Source organism: Paenibacillus sp. CAU 1782 (assembly GCF_054551715.1).
Genome location: NZ_JBTOLL010000001.1, coordinates 1,704,041 through 1,723,538, shown reverse-complemented (window position 1 = coordinate 1,723,538; position 19,498 = coordinate 1,704,041). Strand labels below are relative to the sequence as shown.

The following is a 19,498-nucleotide window of genomic DNA, read 5'->3' as shown; positions in this document are numbered from 1 at the left end:
CTCTCTGGGAGAGCCGGCTTGCGCTTTGTATCTATTTCGACCTGAAAGGCAAATATATCAGCCTGAGAGATAAGTATATCCGCTTGAGATACAACTGTTAATGACTACCTGGGACTTTAGTCGGAGAACTGCCCAGTCGCTTATCTTTTTGTATATGTTTGCCGAATTATTAGGTATGATTAGGAAGGAAAAAGGATGACAATTGGAAAAGGAGATGATGTTTGTGAGCATCAAAGAGGAATTAAGAGGGAAAAATATCGTCATTCCCGAAAATCCGGTGTCCAACTTCCTGTTCAACAACACCAGATCCGGCCTTATTTGGCTTGTTGTTCGGTTGTATCTCGGATATGCGTGGGTGACGGCAGGATGGGGGAAAGTGACGAACCCCAAGTGGGTAGGAGCAGAAGCTGGAGCAGGATTGACCGGGTTTGTGAACGGAGCAATCGGCAAGGCCGCTGACGGGAAGGATGTAGCCGGCTGGTATGCTTCTTTCCTGGAAAACATGGTACTGCCCAACGCCAAAGTTTTTTCGTATATGGTTGCTTTCGGCGAGCTTTTGGTTGGTCTGGGTCTGATTCTGGGCCTGCTGACTGGCGTAGCCGCGTTTTTTGGCGCGTTCATGAACGCCAGCTTCCTGTTTGCGGGAACGCTCAGCACAAACCCGCTGTTGTTTATTTTGGCAACTTGGCTCGTGTTGGGCTGGAAGGTTGCGGGCTGGTACGGACTGGACCGCTGGGCGCTTCCGCTGCTCGGTACGCCGTGGACCCGAAAACGATAAGAGTAAGCTGAAACGCTGCATTCCTTATAACGAATGCATAACATGCAAAAGCGCCGCGGCCTGCTTCATCTGAAGCGGGCCACAGCGCTTTTTGCGTTCCCTTCGTCATACGCCGGGCTCCGGTTTTGCCTCGACATTTCTATTGTTTGCCGCCGCCCGGCGCCACTTCACCTGCGAAACAAGCAATCCTCCAATCGCTAAAGCAGCTCCAATCGCGCTCATTAACGTTATTTTTTCGCCCAAAATCATCAATGCCGTTATAATCGCGATGACGGGTACCGTGTAGATGTAGGCGCTCGTTCTTACGACGCCAAGCAGTTGGACGGCCTTGCCCCATGTGACAAAACATAAAGCGGAAGCGCCTAATCCCAGAAAAAACAGATTGCCTAGAGGAATCGGCTGAAGCAAGCTGCCGCCATCCCAATGAAAGCCGGACCAAAGCAGGATAGGTGTCATAAGGAGCAGACCGTACATAAATATCCGGCGGGTGGATTGAATGGCATGATAGCCAAAACCGTTGATTTTTTTGACCAAAACAGAATAGATCGACCACACAAGCGCCGCCAGCACCGCCAATAAATCTCCAATGGGATGAATGCGCAATTCCGTGCTGCCGCTAAAGCTGATCAGAAAAACTCCGATGATCGCAATGGCGAAGCCGATAAAAAAACGCCTCCCCGGCTTTTCGCCGTCCCCGATCCAAAAAGAGAGAAGCGCGGTTGTAAATGGCGATGTGGAAAGAATGACGCTAATATTGGAGGTGAAGGAGTAGGTCAGCGCGATATTTTCCAATAAAAAATACAACGTTACTCCGCATAATCCCGCCGCCGCAAAATAAAGCTCCTTCTTTGGCTCCCCGACCTTCAACCTGCGGGGGAACACAAGATATAGAGCCAGCCAGCCCAACGCAAACCGCGCAACCAGTATTTCTACCGGTCCTAAATACGCCAGCAGCACCTTGGTTGATACAAACGTGGTCCCCCAAATCAGAATGGTAATAATGGCTGCGGCATGCCCCGCAACCGTTGCTTTGTTGTTCATAGCTGTCCTTTCTCAGCGTCGCCTGGCCGCTACCGGTGGTCGTTAAAGATGTTCATATATTGCTTGGGCGTAAGCCCGATAAACTTTTTGAAAAAGTTGGAGAAATGGCTTTGATCGGAAAAACCGGTCCCCATAGCGGCTTCCATCGGACTTACGCCTTGCTCCAGCAGCTTTTTGGCCTTGTCCACACGAATGGTTTCCAGATAGCTGTAAGGTGAAATCCCCTTTTGCTTGGAAAATTGGCGAATTAAATAATATTTGCTAAGCCCCGTCAACGCGCTCAAATCATCCAGCGCAATCGTTTCGGTATAATGCGATTCCAAATAGCTGCATACCATTTCGATTTCTGCGCTGCATGGGGCAGACGGCATTGCCTCGCGAGGCTCCGAATACTCCTGTATCAACTGTTCCAGCAGCAGCAAATACAGCTCTTCCTTCCGAAAATCCTGCTCGCCCGCCATAATGATTCGGTGCAGGTCCTTCAAAATTGGAACCAGTTCGTTGTGGAATACCACCTGTGGTTTAAAAACCGGCAAATAGGATTGGCCGGTAATTTCCCGAACCGCTTCTGTCATAGCTTCCGGCTGAATGTTCAGGCTACGGTAATCCAGCGGGGAACCGTCGATTTGTTCGCAGGCATGATTATCGCGCGGATTAAACAGCATCAGATCTCCCGGATGGATCGTATAATCCCGGTTCAGACAAGTTAAATACCGGCTTCCGCTTTCAACAAAGCCAATAACATAATAGTCATGAAAGTGATTAGGGAATTTCTGCATAATGCCTTGAAAATGATAGGCTTCAACTTTAATATCTGCGTCGTAAACAACGGTTCTTGATTCATTTGCCATCTGGTGCTTCTTCATTCCCTTCCGTTCTGCTGATTTCAAGTGTACCCTATACCGGGCAACAATTCTTGTATCATATTGCTCACCGGGGCAGATGGATGGATAGTGGCCACGGCTTGATTATTCTGAATGTGGTCAAGCAAAAGGTTTGCCAGTTTATCACGGCCATGATATGGTAAATAAGTAATGTCACATATTCTAACACGATCTTTCGCGTTTGTTATTTGGCTTGCCCGGAACGAATCCGCTATGAGCCTATTGTTATGAAAACAACATCTTTATATAGAAGGGATTGTATCGAAATGGGGCAGGGGAACCCGTATATTGATCAAACCATAAAACTGGGTCCGACAGGAAAAGGCAGTCTGGACGGACTTACATTCGCCGTCAAGGACGTATTCGATATTGCCGGGCATGCCGCTTCCGCCGGTAATCCGGATTGGCTGAAAACGCACAAACCTGCCGAATCAACCGCAAGCGCGATTGCAAAGCTGCTGTCAAACGGCGCTGCCATGCAAGGCGTCACGATAACTGATGAGTTGATGTACAGCATCAATGGCGAAAATGCTCATTATGGAACGCCTGCCAATCCTGCGGCTCCCGGACGCATACCGGGCGGCTCCTCCAGCGGATCGGCATCCGCCGTGGCATCCGGCTTGGCCGATTTTGCGCTAGGCACGGACACCGGAGGTTCGGTACGCGTGCCCTCCGCTCTATGCGGCTTGTACGGCATCCGGCCAACTCACGGCGTGGTTGACGTAACGGGGCTTATTCCGCTTGCTCCCAGCTTTGATACGATTGGCTGGATGGCGAGGGATATGGCGACTCTTCGCAAGGTAGGCAAAGCGCTGCTTAGGGAGGAGGATGTTCGTTGGCATGAAGCAATCAATACTATGGATGTTCGCAGGCATGAAGCATTCAATACAATGGATGTTCGCAGGCATGAAGCAATCAATACTATGGATGTTCGCAGGCATGAAGCAATCAATACTACGGATGTTCGCAGGCATGATGCATTCAATACAATGGATGTTGGCAAGCCTGAGACATTCAAGACCATGTTGCTCGGCGCTGATCTTTGGGGATTGTGCGACCGTGAGACGCAGCAAGCGTTAAGGGCATTTTTGGATAATTGGCGTATTGGAACCAAGATGGCGGGAGAGAGAGAAGAAATTATTTTGGCGGAGGAAGGTCTCCCGGCCTGGGTAGAGGTTTTCCGTCATATTCAAGCCATCGAAATTTGGGAGCAGCATGGCGAGTGGATATCCCAAACAAATCCGTCTTTTGGGCCGGGTATCGCGGAGCGTTTCAAATGGGCATCGACTCTATCCAGAGAGCAATGCTCCGAAGCTTTTGTAAAACAAAAAGAAATTGCGGCGCGCATGGATCATTTGCTGGCTGACGATACCGTACTGGTCGTTCCGACTGTACCTGGCGTTGCCCCGCTTTGTGGTCTGGGAGGGGAAGCTGTGGAGCAAAATCGGGCGCGTACACTTCAGATGAGCTGCCCCGCCGGCCTTGCGGGGTTGCCTCAAGTGACGGTTCCGGTTGCCTCCGGGCGCAATGGACTTCCGGTTGGATTGTCGTTTATTGCGGGGCGCGGTCAGGATCACCGGCTGCTGGATTGGCTGGCTGCCACGAAGGTTTAGTTTCTAGTTGCGTCTAATGGACGGAATTGACCGTTAGAACGTGTTTAAGCCATGCAGGCGACTTCTGACGGTCATATCTGTCCATTACAGCAAAAATGAAGTGGAAAACACGTCTTTTTTTGCTTCTGACGGACAAAAATGTCCGTTAAAAGCTTGATTTTATAAAAAAACGGCTCTAAAGGACAAAGATGACCGTTAGGCTAATGATGGCATGAGTTGATGTGGAATTAGTTGGTAAGTTACCGTGCCGCTAAGCCTAAACGTAGTAGCGGCCCAACTTTTGAAGGCCACAACAAAGCCTGGCAAGCCCACAGCAGGATCACAACAGGCCTCAATAAGGCCTAGTAACCCTCAGCAAGTCCGCCAGTAAGCCCCCGACAAATCTTACCTTACCCCGTCCGTCTTTTTTCGCGGTATTGGCCAGGCGTAATGCCTTCCTGCTTGCGGAAAGAGCGGATGAAATTTTGCGGGTTGGTGTAGCACAGCTTGGCTGCGATGTCTTTGATCGGGATTTCACTGGTCTCCAGCCATTTGCGGGCCATCTGGAAGCGGTACATCGTCAAATACTCGCTAAAGGAATGGCCCGTTTCCTTGCGGAAAACGCTGCTTAAATAATTGGCGTTGTAATGCAGTCGCTGGGCGCATTCTTCCAGTGTCAAATCGGTATCGTAGCAGCGCTGGATCAAATCGATGATTTGCTCGGACAAATTGTGGTATTGCTCCGTCTGACGGTCCTTGAATATCCGGACCAGCGGATAAACCGCCATTGTCCAGAACCAATCTTCGATTTCCGCCGCTGTGCGGATGTCCAGCAATTCCTCCAGCAGCGACACCCCTGAGGGATGCAGCTGTGTTTGGCTGATGCCGGATTCCTGCATAACGATTAACAGGTTATTGAGCAGCCGCGCAAGCGGAATTTGATATTCATGCGGAGCCAGTTCCGCGGCAAATACCGCTTGCATAAAGGTCCTCACTAGCTCTTTGGCTTTTTCCTTGTCGGCTAGACGGATTGCATCCAGCAGCTCGTTTTCAATATGGAGCGGATAACCAGGGCTCAGATAAGGTTTGCCCGCGTTGATGTTGGCATACGAAATAATAATGCCGCCGCCAAGCTTGATGCGGTGTTTCAATGCCTCGCAGGCTTCGCGGTAGGAGCCTGCCAGCAACGACATCGACGAAAACGGCAGGCTGATGCCGATGCTCACCTCAACGCCAAGGAAGCTGTCGATTTGCTGCTGCATGCGTTCGGTCAAATCGTAGGTCATCGTGCCGAACGGTTCATCCTCCTGCTCGTCGCTGCCAATGACGACCACGATCATTTGATCCATAATGACGGGATGAAGGCGGAGATGGATCGGGATCAGCTCCTCCAGCATATTGTGGACGGCAAACAGAAGCAGCTCTTGGTCCTCCCTTGAATACCTGCTATCCTCGGAGTAGTCGATCTGGAGAGCGACGGTCGCCATCGACCGCCATTCGCCAAGCTGCGGGCCATAACCGAATTGCTCCAGTTTTTCTTCAATTTCATGAGGTTTGATGCTGCCTTGGCAAGCGCGAATCAGAAAAAAGGCGCGTACCTGCGGCACATGCTGGCGAAGCTCCGATTCCAGCGCCGTTTGCGATTGAAACAAATGAGAGACGCGGTCCGCAATGGCCTGGAACTCGTTGGTTTGGGGTGCGTTCAGTTCTCCGCCTCGCTCTCCCAACTGAAGCAGCAGCCTTCGGATCGGGGAATACATGCGCCGCGAACCTGCCCAGGCAAATAGCAGGGAGAGAAGCAGCAGGATCAGGCAGACGTAAAGAGCGTAGCTGCCGATAGAATCGGCTTGTTTCGTCATGCCGGCAACCGATGTGGTTGACAGATAAATCCAGCCGTTCAATCCGGAACGGTAATATGAAATCGAATAATCCTCCTTGTCGATCATGGAGGTGAATTGCCCCTCCGCACCGTCCAGGCTGGACGGATGAATGCCGGCTTCCGAGGCCGGTTTGCCGATCAGCGACTGATCGGAATGAAGCAAAATCCGGTATTGCTCATCCATGATCATCATGCCGGAGCCGGCTTCCGCATCCTGCGCGATCAGTTCCAGCAGACTGCAGGCGGGAATGTTGGCAAGCGCAAGGCCGTATTGATCCGTTCCTGTGGCGGGCAGCTTTTTGACCAGGCTGATATTATAGGCGCAGCCCGCTGTTCCCGCAGCTTCTTCGCTGTAAAACCATTCGGCGGGAGTTAGCATCCAGCCGCTTGCATCCTTGTCCTCCGCAAGACGGCCCAGCTCATTTCGGTAGGCGTATTGATCAAAAGCGTACAGACCCGAATTTTTGACCAGCCAGTTATGCCGCTGATTTATCAGCACGACGTCGGAAAGTCTCGTCTCAAAGGTTTGCATGTAGCGGATTTCGCTGCGCAGATTGTCGTAAACTACAAAATCAGATGGCATTAGCGGCTGTCCTAAAGCGGTTTTCATAACGGTGGAATGGATCACCTGATTCAAGGTATGGTTGACAGTTGTCAGTTTCTGCTCTACATTGGAGTTGATTTGCATGAGCAACTGCATTTTTCCTGCACTTACATTTTTATGGATTTCGCTAGTTGTGGTAAAGTAGGCGTAAGCGCCAATAAAGAGCACCGGAATCGTCGCCAGCAAAAATCCAAAAATGGTAAGCTTGCTCAAAAAACTCAATCGCCTCATTATCATCACCGCGCCTTTCCGAAAACCGTATCATTCCGCTATAATCATTTTAGTAAACGCATACATTTTGATCAACAATCATCTGGCCGCCGGATAATCATTTTATCGGATTATCGCTTTGAGCGCCATATACAAGGGGGATTATGAATGGTCAAACACCTGTACGACGGAGGCTTGCGGGGATTGTTTATGCTGGTATCCCTTATGATGTCGGCGGTAATGCTTGCCGCCTGTACATCAGAAGCAAGCGGCGAGGGTTCCCGATCCTCCCATCAAGTTCCAGTTGTTTCTATCATGGCGCCGTTGCATTTTCCCCATGCTCCCAGCAGCGAAGTTATAGACAAGCTGGAAAATCTTACTGGCGTTTCTCTGGATATTACGTGGGTGCCGGACGGGATCTACACCGACAAAATGTATACCGCGTTATCCACCGGCTCTCTCAAAAAAGTGACGTTTATTAAGCATACCGATTACATGATGGTCAAAAATAGCATTCGCGGCGAAGCCTTTTGGGAAATCGGGCCTTATCTGGAGCGGTTTCCGAATCTGAAGCATCTGGACGACCGAATTTTGAACCAAGCTGCTGTCGACGGAAAAATATACGGCCTTTACACGGAACGGCCATCCTCGAGGCAGGGGATAATCATACGCGAAGACTGGCTGGATAATCTGGGCTTGCCCAAGCCTTCAACGCTAGAGGAGCTGTATGAAACGCTTCGGCAATTTACGACGATGGATCCTGACGGCAACGGACGCGACGACACCGTCGGCTTGACGGACCGAAATGATCTGATTTACGGCGCATTTAAGACGTTGAGCTCTTATTTTGGCACGCCAAACAATTGGGGCATCGGGGAGAGCGGCATTTATCCCGAATTCGATACCGAGGCGTACCGGGATACGATGGATTTTATGAAACGGCTATATGACGAAGGACTGATCAATGCGGATTTTGCCGTAGCCAGCAAGGAGATTCAGCGTTATCGGATCATCCGGGGAACGGCAGGTGTTTATATCGGGAGCATGACGGACGTGCAGCGCATTCAGGATGAAGCCAAGGAGCTAAATCCCGCCGCCCGGTTTACGCTGATAAACCGGATTGCCGGTCCGGACGGTTTCCGCGTCTGGTCGATTCCGAATTACAACGGGCTATACCTGTTTTCCAAAAAAGCGATTCGCACAGAGGAGGAGCTGCTGCAGCATCTGGCGTTTTTTGACCGGACAATGGATAAGGATGTAGCCAATCTGCTTCGTTTTGGCATTGAAGACGTCCATTACAAGCAGCAAAACGGCTTGGTTTCGCTATCGGAGGAAACGACCCAGCTGCGTGTGAGCGAGGTCAATGCGCTTTATGCGCTGATGATTGCGGATTTGAGCAACCCCAACGTTCTGAAGGTGGAGCAGCAGGAATACTTGCTGGAATTGGCGGAGCGGCTTAGCGCGGATAATGAAAAATTCATTGTGAACGATCCTGCGCTTGGACTGGACTCCAAAACGTATGACGAAAAAAGTCCGGAGTTATACAAAATCATCCGGGATGCAACTTACAAATATATTTTGGGGCAGCTTAGTCCCGAAGGCTTCGATGCAGAAGTGGCCCGCTGGAAGCGCAGCGGCGGCGATGACATGAGCAGGGAATATACGGAAGCTTATTTTGGCCAAGAGTAATCGGATGCTAATGGGATAATGACAGCATAGAGGTTCTCTCGCCCTCTCATCCATAACGGAAACGTGAAGTGGAACAAAATGAAATGAAGCGCTCCCCCTTACGGTAGTAGGTTTGAGAAGTGTTGACCGTACAGGGGAGTTTATTCATTTTTTTATGGCTTGAGGTTTGATTTTTCTAGAAGCCAGACTTTAAAAGCTAAAAGCCAGTTACTTCATTGTGGTTGTTCAATATCGCATTTCTCAGCTTTCTCTTAGCGGAATAATGTTGGAAACGGTCCAGCCTCCGTCCTTGTATGCCACAGTTATTTTTGCGGTTATAGCCCCTTGGTTGCCCCGATATTTGGTTGCCTCTAATACAAGTAACGGATTGTCCGAATTATCCTCTGTCAGCTCTTGTTTCTCCGCGCGCAGCAAAATCCCATTCAGATTGGAGGAATCGGCTTCGGCTAGGCCTTGTTGAATTAATTCCTCATGGCTGTGGGATAGAACCTCTACCTCATGCTTGTTGCCAAGTTGTTCCGCAATGCTTTTCCTGTCTGATTCCGATAGGTCCAGTTCTTGAGGAAGGTCCAGCGAGATATACATCATGTTGCTATTAAGGGCCGTATCTGTTGCGATCAGCTCTTCCAGCGCTACGCGGTAAGCCTCGCCTAGCTCTTTTGTTGGGTCCGGCCCGGATTTGGCGCAAGCGGATAGGAGCAGAACGGTTAATATGCCAATGATCAAAAGCAATCCACGATTTTTAATGGGAAATCCCTCCTAATTGTCCAATACCAAAACTAACGACAAAGCAAGCATAAAGGTTGCAAGGCATTGTGCCGGAATAAGCGGGTGGTGGGTATAGTCCAAGGGGGGAGCAGGTTTTAGTTACAAGGCGTCGAGCCGGAAAAATCAGGTGGTTAATAGGGTGCAAGCAGGTTAGTCGGTTTTTGCTGTGTTGTGACAAAAAGCAGGTTGTGTAGTATGGTGTTACGGTCATTTGTGTCCGTTAGAATCCAATTTGGAGCAAATTCAATTTGTAACGGTCATCCATTTCCGTTAGACCTCGTATTTACGCCGAATATGGGCTTTTTTGGTCTGTAACGGACACAGGTGACCGCCAAAAAGCCTAGAAGGGGGTTTTTCGAGTTGTAACGGACATCTATGTCCTTTACATTTGGTCCCGAAAGCTATCAACAGATTTGGACAGGATGGGTCAGTTTTTGAAGGGCTGGACCAATCCAGGCAGGTTTCGGCAGGTAGACGATTCTGGTCATGTCTCGGGAACCGATAATGTCAGAAGCAAGCCAGTTGTTGTCTGGATAACCTAGAGCGGCGGTGAGCTAGTGAATCCTGCTGCTGCATGAATCTGCTGTCGCTCTAGGTTAGCCGCGTCTCTTAACTCGTCGCCTACCCGCCGTGCTCCCGTTGCCTACCCACCAGCCACCTGAAGTTGCTTTTCGCCGTCATCCCCCGCCTTCCGTCGTCATCACTCTGCATCCTCCGTTATTCTCCGCCTTCCGTCGTCATCACTCTGCATCCCCCGTTATTCTCCGCCTTCCGTCGTCATCACTCTGCATCCCCCGTTATTCTCCGTCTCAAACGCCATCCAACTGCCATCCCGCTGCCAACATGCGAGTGTCTCTGCAAGCTGAGATAATCATTACCTCAGATGCTGCGCCCGAGGAGGGGAGAAAGCGTTTTTTTGCCAAAATGATTGTTTCGGAACTTCATTAACCGATGGTAGCCTGATGGAGCAGCAACCACAACGTTTAAATGGAGGGGTCACGGTTTATGAAGACAAAATCCTTTTACATGATGGTCAGCATTGTACTTGCGTTTACTCTTGTGCTGACGGCTTGCTCAAGCGGGAATTCAGGCAAAGGCAACAACGGCACGGGCAATGAAGGAACAAACACGGCATCCCCGTCAGCATCTGCCGAACAAGGAGAGAATCAACCGGAGAAACCGACAGAAATTACGATCATGCTTCCGCTTAATATCGCGGAAACGCCGCCTGACACGATCAAAAACGAAGTGGAAAAGCTTACGAACACCAAACTGACGTATCAATTTTTCCCTGCAGACACCTATGAAGAGAAGCTGAATACGTCCTTTGCGACAGGCTCTTTGCCTCAGGTAACGTACCTGAAAAACCAGGCAACCTTTGTTCAGATGAAGGAAGCAATCCGGGAAGGGCAGTTCTGGGAAATCGGACCTTTCCTTAGCGAATTCCCGAATCTGAGCAAGCTGAAGGAAGAGATTTTGAACAACACCAAGGTTGACGGCAAGCTGTATTCGCTGTATATCGGCAGACCGCTGGCTCGTCAAGGGATGATCTACCGGAAGGACTGGGCCGATAATCTTGGATTGCAAGCTCCAGCCAACGTCGATGAGCTTTACACCATGCTGGAGAAATTCACAAACGGCGATCCAGACGGCAACAATCAGCAGGATACGATCGGTCTCTCGGACCGCAATGATCTAGTGTACGGCGCTTTCAAGACGGTATCCGCCTGGTTTGGAACGCCAAACAACTGGGGCGAGCTGGACGGCAAGCTGCAGCCGGAATTCCTATTCCCGCAATATGTCGAGACAATGGATTTTATGAAAAAAGTACGTGATAACAAACTGATGAACGTCGATTTTGCGGCAACAAGCAAAACGGATCAAGTCAGCTTGTTTACCAGCGGAAAAGCGGGCGTCTATATCGGTTCCATGCAGGACGTCAACTCCTTGGTCAAGGACCTGGTCAAAAACGTGCCGGATGCGGTCGTCGACGTGCACAGCATGGTAGCTGGTCCGGATGGAAACTTTGCTTCATGGGCGATTCCGGGCTATAACAATGTAGCGCTTTTCCCGAAATCCGCAGTGAAGGACGAAGCCGAGCTTAAAAGCATTTTGGCCTTCTTCGATAAGATGATGACCCCTGAGGTAGCCAATATGATGTATTGGGGACAAGATGGCGTGCATTACACTGTTCAGGATAACAAAGCGAAGGCAACCGACAACCAAGAGCTTACGGAACGCGAGGTTAAAGGCTACAAGGACAGCGTAATCGGCGAGCCCGAAACAAATGGAATGTATGAGGGATATCATGATCTTCCATCCCGAATTCATGCCGAGCAGCTGATTATCGAAAATGAAAAAATCGCGGTTCACGACCCAACCTCGGCGCTTGATTCCGCAACATTCACCCAGAAGGGTACGGAGCTTCAGGAGCTGATCAAGGACGCTACCTACAAATATATTTACGGCTCCATCGACAAAGCCGGCTTTGACAAAGCGGTGAGCGATTGGCAGAAGCGCGGCGGCGACGCCATCATAGAGGAATTCAACGCAGCCTACACCAAGTAACACGTCAAGCAAGCGGACATTCCCAAAAGTAATTGGTTTTAACCCCAAGGATAAATATAGTCGCTGCAGCAGGTTCCGTCCGTTCCAGCCGGACGGACGGGGCCGGGCAGCCTTCCGCAGAAAGGAAGATTCAGCATGGATGATACCGTCATTCGGAGTGCGAAAGTCCCCGGGCCCCGAAGCAGCGAACTCAAAAAACGGCTATGGCGCAACAAATATTTGTACCTCATGGTATTGCCCGGCATTTTTTACTTTATTATTTTCAAATACATCCCTATGGGCGGCTTGGTCATTGCCCTGCAAGACTACCGCCCGTTCAAAGGCATATCCGGCAGCGACTGGGTAGGGTTCAAACATTTCGAGCGATTGTTCACCGAGCCGGATTTCCTGAACATTCTCACCAATACGCTGCTGCTGTTCGGGATGAATCTGGTGTTTTATTTTCCGATTCCCATCATATTGGCATTAATGTTGAACGAGGTTCGGCTTACCTTTTTTAAACGGACGTTTCAGACGCTGGTTTATTTGCCGCATTTTATGTCGTGGGTCATTATCGTATCCATCAGCTTTGTGATGCTGACCTCTGACGGCGGCATCATTAATGAACTTCTGGTTTATTTCGGCTTTGAAAAAATCAATTTCCTGCTAAGCACGGAATGGTTCAGGCCCACTTATATCCTTCAGGTCATCTGGAGGGAAGCGGGATGGGGTACGATCATTTATCTGGCGGCCATCGCTTCCGTTGATCCGCAGCTGTATGAAGCGGCGCGTATGGACGGTGCCGGACGATTGCGCCAGGTTTGGCATATTACGCTTCCGGCGATTCGCAGCGTCATTATCATCCTGCTTATTCTGAAAATTGGCGATGTGCTGGAGCTTGGTTTCGAGCATGTGTATCTGCTGCTCAACTCGATGAACCGCGAAGTGGCGGAAATCATCGATACGTACGTGTATACCGCCGGTCTCCGGCAAGGGCAGTTCAGTTACAGCACGGCGATTGGTTTCTTCAAATCGTTTGTTGGTTTGGTCCTGGTTATGCTGGCAAATAAGCTGGCGAAAAAAATGGGAGAAGAGGGCGTTTATTAAGCCCCGGCCGTTCAGGAGGTAAATCATGGTAGAGGATAAGTCATTTGGCGGTCGTTTGTTTTCCATTGTTAACTTTTCACTCTTGACCATCATTGCGTTGATTACGATTTTGCCGTTTCTGCATGTTGTGGCGGGTTCCTTTACGACAAGCGCCGAGATGGCGGTAAAAAAGTTTATATTGATTCCCACTATTTGGAGCTTTGACGCGTACAAGTTTATTTTTTCGACGGATACGATATTCCGGGCTATGGGCGTGTCGGCAGGAACAACGATTGCGGGTACTTTATTCAGTATGCTGATGTCGTGTCTGATGGCTTACGGCTTGTCGCGCCGCGATTTGGATGGACGCCGGGTCATTATGTTTCTGGTTGTGTTCACCATGCTGTTCAGCGGCGGTTTGATTCCGACGTTTCTGGTCGTAAAGGAGCTTGGGCTGATCGATTCCTATGCGGCCTTGATTATTCCATCGGCGATTAGCGCCTTTAATCTCATCATTCTCAAAAATTTCTTTCAAAATATTCCCGAAGGGCTGGAGGAATCTGCTAAAATTGACGGGTGCAACGACTTCGGCATCTTGTTCCGTATCGTACTTCCATTATCCATGCCTGCGATTGCGACCATATCGTTGTTTTATGCGGTGACGTATTGGAACACCTATTTAAGCGCGATCCTTTATTTGAACGATAACGCGAAATGGCCGATTCAGGTGCTGCTGAGGCAAATTGTTGTCCTGGCGAGCGGATTGGATTACAGCTCCGATCTCGACACGGCGGTTCCGCCTCCGGACCAGACGATTAAAATGGCGGTTATCGTTGTTGCTACAATGCCGATTTTGCTTGTTTACCCGTTTCTGCAGAAGCATTTTGCCAAAGGGGCTTTGATCGGCTCCATTAAGGGCTGATGAGACAGAAAGGAAGTGTAGGAGATGACGGAGAAGGCTAATTATACACCGATGGAGTGGGCAGCCGCTGCTTGCAATTCGCTGATGGCGAGTTATTTGCCCGAGGAATTGCCGCCTGCTGGCCGTTGGCATTATCATCAGGGCGTCTTCCTGTGCGGGATGGAGCAGTTATGGCTCGTTAATCGCGATGAGCGGTACGATGTTTATATCAAAAGATATGTCGATAAGCTAATTGATGAAAATGGGAACTTTGCATTTGCTCGCGACGAGCTGGATGCGATCCAACCGGGGCTGCTGCTGTTCCGGCTTGACGAGCGTTACGGCGAGCGGAAATACAGGATCGCTTTGGACAAGCTGCGGTCTCTGTTCCATACGCTGAATCGAACCTCCGAAGGCGGTTACTGGCATAAGGACAAATATGCTTACAATATGTGGCTGGACGGCTTGTACATGGGCGGGGTGTTTGCGCTAAAATACGCAAATGCGTACGGTGACGACGGCTTGCGAGCGACTGCGCTGCATCAAGAAGCGCTCATGCGGCATGCGATGAAGGATAGCGAAACGGGATTGTTGTACCACGCATGGGACGAAAGCCGCCGCATGCCTTGGGCTAATAAAAAAACAGGCCGGTCGCCGGAATTTTGGGGACGCTCGATCGGCTGGTACGGGCTGGCGATTGCCCAGTTTCTCGACGAGCTGGAGGATGGCTCAGAAGGAAAGGCCGAGCTGGAAGCGGAGCTGGCTTCTCTTGCCAAAGCGCTTGTCCGATACCAGGATGAAGCGACCGGATTATGGTATCAGGTGGTGGATAAGGGGCACTTGCATGATAACTGGCTTGAAACCTCCTGTACTGCGTTGTTTGTTTATACCTTGGCGAAAGCTTGCCGTTTGGGGCTGGCGGGAGAGGAAGAGCTTGCGGCTGCAAGGCGCGGCTATCAGGGCTTGGTTGACGTCTTGGTCGTTGATGGGAGAGGGCGTGTCGAGCTGCCGGATATCTGTATAGGCACCTCCGCCGGAGACTATGAAAACTATGTCACCCGTCCAACAAGCAGCAACGACCTGCACGGCGTCGGCGCCTTTGTGCTGGCCTGCATGGAGATAGAGAAGCTAGGTCACTAGTGCCCTGCACTGAACGAAAAAAGTTTCATAGCATGTTTGAAGATCAAAGGAACCTCTGTTTTGGCTGCATTTTTGCAGCTGCGGCAGAGGTTTTCTATATGAATATGTAGTAACAATTAAGGTTATTGATTTTAACTTGGACAAAATAACGGATTCATGCCAAAAATCGCAACAATTGATCCGGAATATCCATTGCTAGCCCCTCCTTTCATTCTGTATACTTAGTTACAAATGAGAATTGTTATCATGTGGGGGTTGCAGAATGCAAGTTGGGTTCATGAGAAAAAGGGTGTCCGCAAAAATTGGAAGGGGAACATCCCATTGGCCGAGATGTTGAAACTGCCGATTGAACATTGGCTCTATAGCCTAAAGGACATCCAATTGGTCACTTGCGAGCCTGGCAGTGGAGAGATTCAGCAATTTCCGGCCCGCCATACGCTGATTGCCGTCATGAGCGGAAGCGGCACCGGCCAATTGGACGGAAAATATTATCGTCTCCGTAAGGGAGGTTGTTTTCTTCTTCCGTCTTATATTTTTGTCGTTAACGAAGGCGAAGGCATCCGTCAGGTTATGGGAAAAGAGATCTGGAGAAGCCTTACTGCCGTTGCTTGCAAACGGGTGTTTGAGCTGAGCCACGAACAGATTTCCTATTTTGATCCAATTTCAATCGAAGGACAGCTGGACTTGCTGGGAGAGCTGCTTCAGGAAGCCGGGGGTTGGAATGAGACTAAACAATCAAATTAAAGTATGGAACCATGCATTCATTAAAATAATGGATGTCAGGATGATTACGATGCAGCGCGGGGAAAGATTGCCGGATTACCGGTTTCCGTGCAGCGTCTTTCTGTATACGATTAAAGGTCAGGCAACGCTCAGCATGGACGAGAAGCGTTATTTGGCAGGCGATTACCGGCTGTTTCACGGAGGAAAAGGGGCAAAGCTGAGGGTACATGCCATGGAGGAGCTTCAACTGTACATGGTGCTGTACAAAGCCGTATTGTCTCCGCCTTGTCCACCGGCAATCGCCGAACTGGCGGAGGCTGACAATCCGTTTCAATCCCATTATGAATTTGGACCGCGGTATCCTGTTAAGCTCTATGAACGGCTTAAAGACATGCATACCCAATGGAACAGCGCATCAGAGCTTGGTTCGCTTCAGGCCAAAGCCACCTTTCAGCAGTTTATTCACGAGCTGCTGTGGCAGCTTCGGCTGCAGGAGGTAGAGCCGGAGCCGCCGGACAGGGTTAGTCAAGCGGTTCGCTACATACATGAGCATTATCGCGAGCCGGTGTCGCTAACCGTCATTTCCTCCTTGCTGGATTGCAGCGAAGGCCATCTTTCCCGCCTGTTCAAAACCCAGCTGGGTCTTAGCCCCATCCAGTATTTGAATAAGCTCAGAATTCAAACAGCCAGGCACCTGCTGCTGAGCAGTGTGATGACGCTTCAGGAAATCGCAGAGCAGGTAGGGTTTCCAGACGCCCACTCCTTTAGCCGCAGCTTCAGGAAACATACTGCCAGCTCGCCTCTGGCCTTTCGCAACAATGGAGCAAGAAACGAGGCTGATCAGAAATTGCCCTTGCCCATATCAGAAAATGCCCTTTTGATGGAACAACACTCCCTATATAATGATATTGAAAATCATTTTCATCATCTTAAGGGGAGAGAAATGTATATGCAAAAGAGAAATAAGAACTTGGCCATTGTTATGATGTTAGCCTGGAGCTTGATTTTGACCGCTTGTTCCGGTGCGGGAGGAGGCAGCTCCGTAACGGAAGCTCCGTCGTCAAGCCCGTCCCCTGCGGCATCGGCGGCCGAGTCGTCACAAGCAAGCTCCGCAGCAGAGGAATCGGCTGCCAGAACTATCTCTACGCCGCGCGGCGATGTTGAGGTGCCGGCCAATCCGCAGCGCGTCGCATCGGATCAATATATGGGACATTTGCTGAAGCTGGGCATTAAACCGGTTGGCGTCAAAAGCATGATGCTGGACGAAGGCTGGTTCGAAAAAGCGGGAATCACGGAGGAAGCGTTGTCTGGCATAGCGGATCTCGGCGGCGTTCCCATGGATCTGGAGAAGTTGACCGCGCTGGATCCCGACCTGATTCTGGTATCGATAGACAAAGAGCTTGAACAATATGAAAAAATCGGAACAACCGTATTTTTGCCCTACTGGGAAGGAGAATCCACAGCCGGTCCGCTCGACAAATTCAGAAGGATCAGCGATGTATTCGGCAAAAGGGATATAGCGGAAGAGTGGATCGCGGAATACGAGAAAAAAGCCGAAGCCGCCCGGGAAAAAATAAAGGGCGTTATCAAAGAAGGAGAAACGGTATCCGTTATCCAGTTCAGCGAAAAAGTCACTTATGTGTTTGGCGCCAAGGGCGGCAATTACGGCGCGCCAACGATTTACGAAACCTTGCAGCTGCAGCCCACGCAAAGCGCTCTGGATATGAAGGAAGGCTTTGAATCCGTTTCGCTGGAAGTGCTGCCTTCTTATCTGGGGGACCATATTTTTGTGTACAACGGAGAAAAGGAAGCGATCAAAGCGGCGATGGAAAGCCCGATATGGAAGCTGGTTCCTGCCGTTCAAAACAACAAGGTATATATGTACGGCGACGCTTATCATGATGAATTCCTGATGGAGGATCCTTATTCGTTGGAGCAGCAGCTGGACACGTTTACTTCCTTGTTGCTGGAAAATAATAAATAATGGCCATCTGTTAAATAAACGGCTCCTTGCCCAATCGGGAAGGAGCCGTTTAATAGTGGTCCATCTATTTCAAAAGAGTACCGGGGGTACTTAAGGAGAATGATTGCTTAACCGTACAGACAGTCTAATAGTTGATAATCAGCTTGTCTTTATGCTTTTCCAGCAGCTCCTGCTGAAAGGCCTCCATATCGAAGGAAGCATCGTCCTCAATCGCATCCTCAGCCAATTTTTGGTTCAATTTGCTAATCAAAATAGCTGTTTCATAACGGCTTCTTGTTTCGCCGCTGCGCCAGAAATCCTCCTCGGTTAAACCGGTTGCGGCAATGGTTTTTTCCATTAACGCTTTGATGGGATCACCCGTTTCGGCTTCCGATAACAAATCTTTTTGAACCTGAACCATCACGTCAATTTCAGATGAGGAAACCGATAAGCCTTCATTCCTAGCAAAGTTTGCTGTCAGCTCCACTGCGATGAGCCGGTTGATTATATCTTCGTCGCTCTGCATAGCGTTCAACTGTTGGTTCATCGAGGCAGCTATTTCGGCGTTTGTTTTGTAGGCGTAAAAGCGCTCCGTTGGAATTTGAATGCCTTCCCCGGTTACCAAAATATCATCCGATAATTTGGCATTGTTCTCCGCGCCAGTATTGAAATGATACGCTGTGAAAGCTACGGAAAACAGAAATACGGCAATTGCTATGGATAATAATTTGGTTTTTGTGCTTTTTCTCAAAACAATCTCCCCCCTGTTGGGCTAGGCCCAATAACGTAACCTGACCTCCGTTATCGCAATTTGCAGCGACTTCATAGTGTATTCACATTTTCTAAATATACGAAACCAATTCTGAAAAAGTTGCATTTTTTTACTTTATACCCAATATTCAAGCGAAGTTATGTCAGGAGGTTAAAGGGGAGAGGCGAAAGTTTTCTCCTTGCCATCAGCCTTAATAATAAGTGCAGAAAGCACAAGGCTAAGCCCCAGCATCATAAATACGCCGCCGATGATGACCCGTTGATGCCCCCAATTCTACCCATTGCTTCTACGGGAATGGTATTTTGGTAGAAGGTAGCAAAGCCCGTATTGGCAAACGATACGAAAAAGGCCAGAACAAAAAATCCGATTCCCGCCGCTGCAAAGGAGCCTGAAAAGGCGTAAATAATATAGCCAGCGACATTTCCGATGGCGCCAATACTGATCAGGGTCGACAGGCGGAAACGTTTGACGATCGATGCATTAAAGACGGCTCCGTCAAAATGCCCGCGCCTGCAACGCTGACGAGCAGGCCGTATTGTCCTTCGGACAGTCCCAATACAAGCGTCGCAAATGCCGCTTCCAGCGTATCGACGGCCGACGCCATTACGATAATACCTCGCCACCATTGCAACATCGCTTTTGATAACGGCTATTGATAGTTTCGATGACCTGTTTGATTCATGTATTTTTCCGCTTTCGAGATTGGGCATTAAAAAGGTGATAAACCCCGAAATAAACAAAACGGCGGTATGAAATCCCATTGTCATCCCTCCGTAACGATCAATGTGCAAAAATTTCTGGACAAGCGACAGGTCGCCTGAAAATAAAAAAATCACCCCCGGGAATGTAATCCCGGGGGCGATTGTTCGCGGTGCCACCCCGTATTTTATCAATATGTCGCCATATTGACCTTAGCGAGTA

15 protein-coding genes are annotated in these 19,498 nt (G+C 49.7%); 9 read left to right on the top strand and 6 right to left on the bottom strand.

Annotated features, from left to right (window positions below; all coding sequences use genetic code 11):
- The first annotated feature begins 223 nt into the window (after window positions 1-223).
- Window positions 224-778, top strand: coding sequence for a DoxX family membrane protein (locus ACX93W_RS08225; RefSeq protein ID WP_459391809.1), 555 nt, complete (start codon window positions 224-226; stop codon window positions 776-778).
- 105 nt (window positions 779-883) lie between these two features.
- Here the strand turns inward: ACX93W_RS08225 and ACX93W_RS08220 are convergent, their stop codons facing one another.
- Window positions 884-1,819, bottom strand: a complete 936-nt coding sequence (locus tag ACX93W_RS08220) for a DMT family transporter (protein ID WP_459391808.1) — start codon at window positions 1,817-1,819, stop codon at window positions 884-886.
- 29 nt (window positions 1,820-1,848) lie between these two features.
- On the bottom strand, window positions 1,849-2,670 hold the full coding sequence (locus ACX93W_RS08215; RefSeq protein ID WP_459392034.1) for an AraC family ligand binding domain-containing protein: 822 nt from the start codon (window positions 2,668-2,670) through the stop codon (window positions 1,849-1,851).
- Between the two features lie 299 nt (window positions 2,671-2,969).
- On the opposite strand from ACX93W_RS08215, the gene ACX93W_RS08210 reads away from it, so the two are divergent.
- Window positions 2,970-4,316 carry an amidase family protein gene (locus tag ACX93W_RS08210; protein ID WP_459392033.1) on the top strand — a complete coding sequence of 449 codons (1,347 nt, stop codon included), beginning with the start codon at window positions 2,970-2,972 and terminating at the stop codon, window positions 4,314-4,316.
- Between the two features lie 389 nt (window positions 4,317-4,705).
- Here the strand turns inward: ACX93W_RS08210 and ACX93W_RS08205 are convergent, their stop codons facing one another.
- Window positions 4,706-6,991, bottom strand: a complete 2,286-nt coding sequence (locus ACX93W_RS08205; protein ID WP_459391807.1) for a helix-turn-helix domain-containing protein — start codon at window positions 6,989-6,991, stop codon at window positions 4,706-4,708.
- A gap of 165 nt (window positions 6,992-7,156) precedes the next feature.
- Here ACX93W_RS08205 and ACX93W_RS08200 point away from each other — a divergent pair, with 165 nt between their 5' ends.
- Window positions 7,157-8,677: an extracellular solute-binding protein gene (locus ACX93W_RS08200; RefSeq protein WP_459391806.1), complete on the top strand. Its 1,521-nt coding sequence runs from the start codon at window positions 7,157-7,159 to the stop codon at window positions 8,675-8,677.
- A 240-nt stretch (window positions 8,678-8,917) separates the two neighbouring features.
- On the opposite strand, the gene ACX93W_RS08195 is transcribed toward ACX93W_RS08200, so the two are convergent.
- Entirely contained in the window at window positions 8,918-9,403 is a 486-nt protein-coding gene (locus ACX93W_RS08195) for a hypothetical protein (RefSeq protein ID WP_459391805.1), read from the bottom strand.
- A 1,047-nt stretch (window positions 9,404-10,450) separates the two neighbouring features.
- Between ACX93W_RS08195 and ACX93W_RS08190 the strand changes: the two genes are divergently transcribed.
- The 6 genes from ACX93W_RS08190 to ACX93W_RS08165 all read left to right on the top strand — a co-directional run bounded on the left by ACX93W_RS08190 (window position 10,451) and on the right by ACX93W_RS08165 (window position 17,826).
- Window positions 10,451-12,013, top strand: coding sequence for an extracellular solute-binding protein (locus tag ACX93W_RS08190; protein ID WP_459391804.1), 1,563 nt, complete (start codon window positions 10,451-10,453; stop codon window positions 12,011-12,013).
- A gap of 135 nt (window positions 12,014-12,148) precedes the next feature.
- Window positions 12,149-13,099: an ABC transporter permease gene (locus tag ACX93W_RS08185; RefSeq protein WP_459391803.1), complete on the top strand. Its 951-nt coding sequence runs from the start codon at window positions 12,149-12,151 to the stop codon at window positions 13,097-13,099.
- Window positions 13,100-13,124: 25 nt separating this feature from the next.
- Window positions 13,125-14,000, top strand: a complete 876-nt coding sequence (locus ACX93W_RS08180; RefSeq protein WP_459391802.1) for a carbohydrate ABC transporter permease — start codon at window positions 13,125-13,127, stop codon at window positions 13,998-14,000.
- A 24-nt stretch (window positions 14,001-14,024) separates the two neighbouring features.
- Window positions 14,025-15,119, top strand: coding sequence for a glycoside hydrolase family 88/105 protein (locus tag ACX93W_RS08175; protein ID WP_459391801.1), 1,095 nt, complete (start codon window positions 14,025-14,027; stop codon window positions 15,117-15,119).
- 321 nt (window positions 15,120-15,440) lie between these two features.
- Complete coding sequence (locus ACX93W_RS08170) at window positions 15,441-15,863, top strand: cupin domain-containing protein (protein ID WP_459391800.1); 423 nt, start codon at window positions 15,441-15,443, stop codon at window positions 15,861-15,863.
- Window positions 15,841-17,826 (top strand): AraC family transcriptional regulator, encoded by a 1,986-nt coding sequence (locus ACX93W_RS08165; RefSeq protein WP_459391799.1) that lies wholly within the window; start codon window positions 15,841-15,843, stop codon window positions 17,824-17,826. The genes ACX93W_RS08170 and ACX93W_RS08165 overlap by 23 nt, the downstream gene beginning before the upstream one ends.
- 124 nt (window positions 17,827-17,950) lie before the next feature.
- Here the strand turns inward: ACX93W_RS08165 and ACX93W_RS08160 are convergent, their stop codons facing one another.
- A complete protein-coding gene (locus ACX93W_RS08160; protein WP_459391798.1) occupies window positions 17,951-18,556 on the bottom strand; it encodes a SurA N-terminal domain-containing protein in 606 nt (201 codons plus the stop codon).
- Between the two features lie 251 nt (window positions 18,557-18,807).
- On the bottom strand, window positions 18,808-19,338 hold the full coding sequence (locus ACX93W_RS08155; RefSeq protein WP_459391797.1) for a hypothetical protein: 531 nt from the start codon (window positions 19,336-19,338) through the stop codon (window positions 18,808-18,810).
- Window positions 19,339-19,498: the final 160 nt, after the last annotated feature.

What these genes read in the sequence shown, in the direction of transcription:
- ACX93W_RS08220 (WP_459391808.1), bottom strand. Translation starts at nt 1,819, where the DNA reads ATGAACAACAAAGCAACGGTTGCGGGGCATGCCGCAGCCATTATTACC.
- ACX93W_RS08215 (WP_459392034.1), bottom strand. Translation starts at nt 2,670, where the DNA reads ATGGCAAATGAATCAAGAACCGTTGTTTACGACGCAGATATTAAAGTT.
- ACX93W_RS08210 (WP_459392033.1), top strand. Translation starts at nt 2,970, where the DNA reads ATGGGGCAGGGGAACCCGTATATTGATCAAACCATAAAACTGGGTCCG.
- ACX93W_RS08200 (WP_459391806.1), top strand. Translation starts at nt 7,157, where the DNA reads ATGGTCAAACACCTGTACGACGGAGGCTTGCGGGGATTGTTTATGCTG.
- ACX93W_RS08190 (WP_459391804.1), top strand. Translation starts at nt 10,451, where the DNA reads ATGAAGACAAAATCCTTTTACATGATGGTCAGCATTGTACTTGCGTTT.
- ACX93W_RS08185 (WP_459391803.1), top strand. Translation starts at nt 12,149, where the DNA reads ATGGATGATACCGTCATTCGGAGTGCGAAAGTCCCCGGGCCCCGAAGC.
- ACX93W_RS08180 (WP_459391802.1), top strand. Translation starts at nt 13,125, where the DNA reads ATGGTAGAGGATAAGTCATTTGGCGGTCGTTTGTTTTCCATTGTTAAC.
- ACX93W_RS08175 (WP_459391801.1), top strand. Translation starts at nt 14,025, where the DNA reads ATGACGGAGAAGGCTAATTATACACCGATGGAGTGGGCAGCCGCTGCT.
- ACX93W_RS08165 (WP_459391799.1), top strand. Translation starts at nt 15,841, where the DNA reads ATGAGACTAAACAATCAAATTAAAGTATGGAACCATGCATTCATTAAA.
- ACX93W_RS08155 (WP_459391797.1), bottom strand. Translation starts at nt 19,338, where the DNA reads ATGGGATTTCATACCGCCGTTTTGTTTATTTCGGGGTTTATCACCTTT.